The 5,721-nt window shown below is 69.9% G+C and carries 6 protein-coding genes; all 6 read left to right on the top strand.

Going from position 1 to position 5,721, the window contains the following annotated elements; genetic code table 11:
• Positions 1-189 (top strand): Trp biosynthesis-associated membrane protein (locus G6019_RS04305; protein ID WP_182627096.1); only part of this gene is annotated, 189 nt, incomplete at its 5' end.
• 100 nt (positions 190-289) lie between these two features.
• A complete protein-coding gene (gene trpC / locus G6019_RS04300) occupies positions 290-1,102 on the top strand; it encodes an indole-3-glycerol phosphate synthase TrpC (protein WP_182613351.1) in 813 nt (270 codons plus the stop codon).
• Positions 1,103-1,169: 67 nt separating this feature from the next.
• On the top strand, positions 1,170-2,465 hold the full coding sequence (trpB, locus tag G6019_RS04295; RefSeq protein WP_107756292.1) for a tryptophan synthase subunit beta: 1,296 nt from the start codon (positions 1,170-1,172) through the stop codon (positions 2,463-2,465).
• A complete protein-coding gene (gene trpA / locus G6019_RS04290; RefSeq protein WP_107756293.1) occupies positions 2,462-3,253 on the top strand; it encodes a tryptophan synthase subunit alpha in 792 nt (263 codons plus the stop codon). The genes trpB and trpA overlap by 4 nt, the downstream gene beginning before the upstream one ends.
• The gene (gene lgt, locus G6019_RS04285) at positions 3,250-4,143 is read left to right on the top strand and encodes a prolipoprotein diacylglyceryl transferase (RefSeq protein WP_182613350.1); all 894 of its coding nucleotides are present in this window, start codon (positions 3,250-3,252) and stop codon (positions 4,141-4,143) included. Before trpA ends, lgt begins: the two co-directional genes overlap by 4 nt.
• A gap of 46 nt (positions 4,144-4,189) precedes the next feature.
• A complete protein-coding gene (gene pyk / locus G6019_RS04280) occupies positions 4,190-5,608 on the top strand; it encodes a pyruvate kinase (protein ID WP_107756295.1) in 1,419 nt (472 codons plus the stop codon).
• Positions 5,609-5,721 lie beyond the last annotated feature (113 nt).

The raw sequence follows: 5,721 nt of genomic DNA, 5'->3' as shown, positions 1-5,721 counted from the left end.
GCCGGGGCAGCGGCACTCCTCGCCGCGGGCGCCGTCCCCATGATCTGGCCGACCCGTCGGGTGCGGCGCGACGATCGCTACGTGACGCCCGCCGCACGTCGCCAGGGCCGGGGGACCGGCGAGTCCGCCGTGGACACCGGCACTGACCTGTGGCAGGAACTCGACGAGGGTCGCGATCCCACGGGGTGAGCCCGGCGAGAGCGGGTCCCGATTCTGAGAACCCCATGTGCTGCCTCTATTGTTGATCTCGATCACACTTCCTGCCCGAACACTGCAGAGGGAGGTCACGGTGGGTACCGTGCTCGACTCGATTATCGACGGGGTCCGCGAGGACGTCGCTGCCCGCGAGGCCGTCACCGACCTCACTGCGGTCAAGAAGGCGGCCCGGTCGGCGCCCGAGCCGCGGGACGCGCTCAGGGCGCTCCGGGGGGCGGGTGTCGGCGTCATCGCCGAGGTCAAGCGCGCGAGTCCCTCGAAGGGTCCGCTCGCCGACATCCCTGATCCCGCGGTGCTCGCCCGGATGTACGAGGAGGGTGGTGCCCGCGTCATCTCGTGCCTGACCGAGGAGCGCCGCTTCAACGGCAGCCTGGCGGACCTGGACGCGGTCCGTCGGGCCGTCGACATCCCGGTACTCCGCAAGGATTTCGTGGTGGGGCCGTACCAGATCCACGAGGCCCGGGCCCACGGCGCCGATCTCGTGCTGCTGATCGTGGCGGCTCTGGAACAGGACGCCCTGGTGTCTCTGCTCGACCGCACGGAGTCACTGGGGATGACGGCGCTGGTGGAGGTCCACACGGAGGAGGAGGCCGATCGCGCCCTCGAGGCCGGTGCCACCGTGATCGGAGTCAACGCCCGGAATCTCAAGACGCTCGAGGTCGACCGTGATGTGTTCTCCCGCATCGCGCCGGGCCTGCCGTCCGGAGTGGTCAAGATCGCCGAGTCCGGCGTCCGTGACGCGTCCGACCTCCTGTCGTACGCCAGCGTGGGTGCGGACGCGGTCCTCGTGGGTGAGGGCCTGGTGACCAAAGGCGACCCCCGTGCGGCGTGCAACGCCCTGGCCACGGCGGGTTCCCACCCGTCGTGTCCGCAGGGACCCCGCTAGGCCCCCGGCGCACGCTTCCGGCAGACTGGGAGCCGTGAATTCTAACGAGCTGACACCGCTGCCCTCGATGGGAGACGTGCTCCGGACGACCACCGGACACGAGCCCGACCAGCGGGGCCACTGGGGTGCATTCGGTGGGCGCTACGTCCCCGAGGCGCTCATGGCGGTCGTCGACGAGGTCGCCGACGCCTACGCCAAGGCCCGCGCGGACGACGCCTACCTCGACGAGCTCGACCGGCTCCAGCGCGACTACTCGGGTCGGCCGTCGCCCCTGTACGAGGCGGGACGTTTCGGGGCGGAGATCGGCGCCAGGGTGTTCCTCAAGCGGGAGGACCTCAACCACACCGGGTCGCACAAGATCAACAACGTCCTCGGCCAGGTGCTGCTCGCGCACCGCATGGGCAAGAAGCGTGTGATCGCCGAGACCGGGGCCGGACAGCACGGGGTCGCCTCCGCCACGGCGTGCGCCCTGCTCGGACTGGAGTGCAAGATCTACATGGGTGCCGTGGACGTCCGCCGTCAGGCCCTGAACGTCGCCCGGATGCGGCTGCTCGGAGCGGAGGTCGAGGCCGTCGAGGTGGGGTCGGCGACGCTCAAGGACGCGATCAACGAGGCGATGCGGGACTGGGTCTCCCGTGCGGACGACACGTACTACGCGTTCGGCACCGCCGCCGGCCCACACCCCTTCCCCGCGATGGTCCGCGACTTCCAACGGGTGGTGGGTACGGAGGCGCGCGCCCAGATGCTGGAGCGGGTGGGACGACTGCCCGACGCCGCGGTGGCGTGCGTGGGTGGTGGGTCCAACGCGATCGGATTGTTCCACCCGTTCATCGACGACTCCTCGGTCCGCCTGGTGGGCTGCGAGGCGGGCGGCGACGGCGTGGCGTCCGGTCGCACCGCCGCGACCGTCAACGCCGGCAGGCCGGGCGTCTTCCAGGGCTCCTATGCGCACCTCATGCAGGACGAGGACGGGCAGACCACCGAGTCGCACTCGATCTCGGCGGGGCTGGACTACCCGGGTGTGGGACCCGAGCACTCGTACCTCGCCGACATCGGCCGCGCGGAATACCGGCCGGTGACCGACGCCCAGGCGATGGACGCATTCGCCCAACTGTGCCGCACCGAGGGGATCATCCCCGCCATCGAGTCCGCCCACGCGGTCGCCGGAGCAGCGCAGCTCGCCGCCGAGGGCGTCGACCTGATACTGGTCAACGTCTCGGGTCGAGGCGACAAGGACGTCGACACCGCCGCCCGGTGGTTCGGCCTGTTGGGCGGAGGGACCCCCCCGGAGGCCGGGGTGGACTCGAGCCGGGGCGCGGACGACGGCGCGGGGGAGTACGCGGACGGGGGGATCGAGGGATGAGCGCGCTGAGCGAGGTCTTCGGGCGGTGCCGTGCGGAGAACCGGGCCGCTCTCATCGGGTACTACCCAGCGGGGTACCCCACGGTCGAGGGGTCCGTCCAGGCCGTTCGCACCATGGTCGCCGGCGGCTGCGACGTCATCGAGGTGGGGATCCCGTACTCGGATCCCATGATGGACGGCCCCACCATCCAGGCGGCCGCGGATGTGGCACTGGAGGCGGGCTTCCGCATCCGGGACACCTTCGACGTGGTCCGCGCGGTGGCCGAGGCCGGGGCGGTCCCGGTCGTCATGAGCTACTGGAACCCGATCCTGCAATACGGCGTCGACCGGTTCGCGGCGGACCTCGCGGCCGCCGGGGGGACCGGGGTCATCACACCGGACCTGATCCCGGACGAGGCGGACGAGTGGATCGCCGCGACGGACGCCCACGGCGTCGACCGGGTCTTCCTGGTGGCGCCGTCGTCGACGCCCGAACGATTGGCCATGACGCTGTCCCACACGAGCGGATTCGTCTACGTCCAGGCAGTGATGGGGGTCACCGGGGCGCGGGACGTGGTCTCGGATGCCCCCAGGACCCTCACCGCCCGTGTCCGCGAGCTCTCGGACCTGCCGTGTGGAGTCGGACTCGGTGTGCGCAACGGGGACCAGGCAGCGGAGATCGCCTCCTACGCCGACGGGGTGATCGTGGGCTCCGCCCTCATCACCGCCGCCACCGAGGGAGGCGACGCCCTCGCGCGGTTGACGGCCGATCTCGCGTCGGGCGTGCGTCGGCGAGGAGTCGACTCGTGATCCCCAGCCCTCCGCAGGGGGTCTGGGAGCTCGGTCCGTTCCCCGTGCGCGCGTACGCACTGTGGATCATCCTCGGCATCGTCGTGGCCATCTGGTGGGGCGAGAAGCGGTGGGTCGCCCGTGGGGGGCGCGCGGGGGTCGTCCTCGACACCGCGCTGTGGGCCGTCCCCTTCGGCCTCGTGGGCGGTCGCGTCTACCACGTGGCCACGGACTGGTACCGCTACTTCGGTGAGGGCAGGAACCCGGTCGACGCGCTGAAGATCTGGGACGGCGGTCTGGGGATCTGGGGAGCGGTCGCGCTGGGCGCGATCGGTGCCTACATCGGCCTGCGGCAGCAGGGGATCCGGGCGATCGGCGCGTTCGGCGACGCGGTCGCCCCGGGCATCGTCCTGGCGCAGGGAATCGGTCGACTGGGGAACTACTTCAACCAGGAGCTCTACGGTCGCGAGACCGACGTGCCCTGGGCCCTGGAGATCTACCAGCGGTACGACGAGGCGTACGGATACTCCCAGACCCTCGGTCGGTCCACCGGGCAGGTGCTCGCGACCGTGCACCCCACGTTCCTGTACGAGCTCCTGTGGAACGTCCTGGTGGCCGTGGCGTTGGTGCTGATCGACCGCAGGTTCCGGCTCGGGCACGGCCGACTCTTCGCGCTCTATGTGGCCCTGTACTGCTTCGGGAGGTTCTGGGTCGAGCTGCTCCGTGCGGATGCGGCGACCGAGATCTTCGGGCTGCGCATCAACACCGTCGTCTCCGTCGTCGTCATGCTGGCCGCGCTGATCTACGTGTGGCGGGCACGCCGGGGCCGCGAGGACCCGTCCGAGCTGCGTGCTCCCGAGGACGTGACCGAGGAGTCCCCGGGGGACGCACCCCCGTTGGCCGGTCGTTGACGTCGCGTTCACCGGTCATCCCGGCGAGGGGTCTAGATTGGTACGGGTGAACCGTCGTACCAAGATCGTCTGCACCCTGGGTCCCGCCGTCGCCTCGGAGGCCGGCATCCGTGAACTCGTCGATGCCGGGATGAACGTCGCCCGGCTCAACTTCAGCCACGGGGACCATGCCGACCACGAAGCGAACTACCGCTGGGTCCGCCAGGCCTCGGACGAGTCGGGGCACGCCGTCGGTGTGCTCGCGGACCTCCAGGGCCCCAAGATCCGGCTCGGCCGCTTCATCGAGGGCCGCCACGAGTGGGCGGAGGGTGACATGGTCGCCATCACCGTGGCGGATGTGGAGGGGACCAAGGAGCGCGTGTCCACCACCTACAAGGGGCTGGCGGCCGATGCCCGCCCCGGCGACCGACTGCTCGTGGATGACGGCAACATCGGTCTGACCGTGCAGCGGGTCGAGGGTGACGACGTCCACTGCGTCGTCACCGAGGGCGGCACGGTCTCCAACAACAAGGGGGTGTCCCTGCCGGGGATGAACGTCTCGGTCCCGGCGCTGAGCGAGAAGGACGTCGCGGACCTCCGGTTCGCGCTGGACCTGGGCGTCGATTTCATCGCCCTGTCCTTCGTCCGGTCTCCGGCGGACGTCGACCTGGTGCACGCGATCATGGATGAGGTCGGCGTGCACGTCCCTGTGATCGCCAAGCTCGAGAAGCCCGAGGCCGTCAAGAATCTCGAATCCATCGTCCTGGCCTTCGACGCGATCATGGTCGCACGGGGCGACCTGGGCGTGGAGTTGCCACTGCAGGACGTGCCGCTGGTCCAGAAGCGGGCGATCCAGATCGCCCGGGAGAACGCGAAGCCGGTCATCGTGGCCACGCAGATGCTCGAGTCCATGATCACCAACTCCCGGCCCACCCGGGCGGAGGCGTCGGACGTCGCCAACGCCGTGCTCGACGGGGCCGACGCGGTGATGCTCTCGGGAGAGACCTCGGTGGGCAAGTACCCCATCGACGCGGTGCGGACCATGTCGTCGATCGCTCTCGCGGTGGAGTCCGATTCCACCGCCGCGCCGGACCTCGTCCACATCCCCCGGACCAAACGCGGGGTCATCTCCTACTCGGCGCGGGAGATCGGAGAGCGGTTGGGCGCCAAGGCGCTCGTCGCCGTGACCTCGACCGGGGACACGGTCCGCCGCCTCGCCCGGTTGCACAGTCACCTGCCGCTCATCGCCATCACCGGTGATCCGCGCATCCGGAGCCAGTTGGCTCTCACGTGGGGCACCGAGACGTTCCTGACCGACCGGGTCCACGAGACGGCGGAGCTCGTCAAGGTGACCGACGAACTGCTGCTCCCCCTCGAGGGGTACAACGAGGACGATCTCATCGTGATCGTCGCGGGCAACGTGCCGGGCGTCGAGGGGTCGACCAACTTCATCCTCGTACACCGGATGGGCGAGGCGGACCACTGATCACCTTCGGGTAACAACTCGGTAGCGCCGGTGGGCACCCGCTCACCGGCGCTTTCGACTCTATTCGTGCTTTTGACGTGACAGGGCCGAGATACATCTGTTACCTTTTTGGA

This window comes from Dietzia sp. DQ12-76, assembly GCF_014145045.1.
Taxonomy (GTDB): Bacteria; Actinomycetota; Actinomycetes; order Mycobacteriales; family Mycobacteriaceae; genus Dietzia.
Note: the sequence above shows the minus strand (reverse complement) of the source record. Positions and strands in the feature narration are given on the sequence as shown.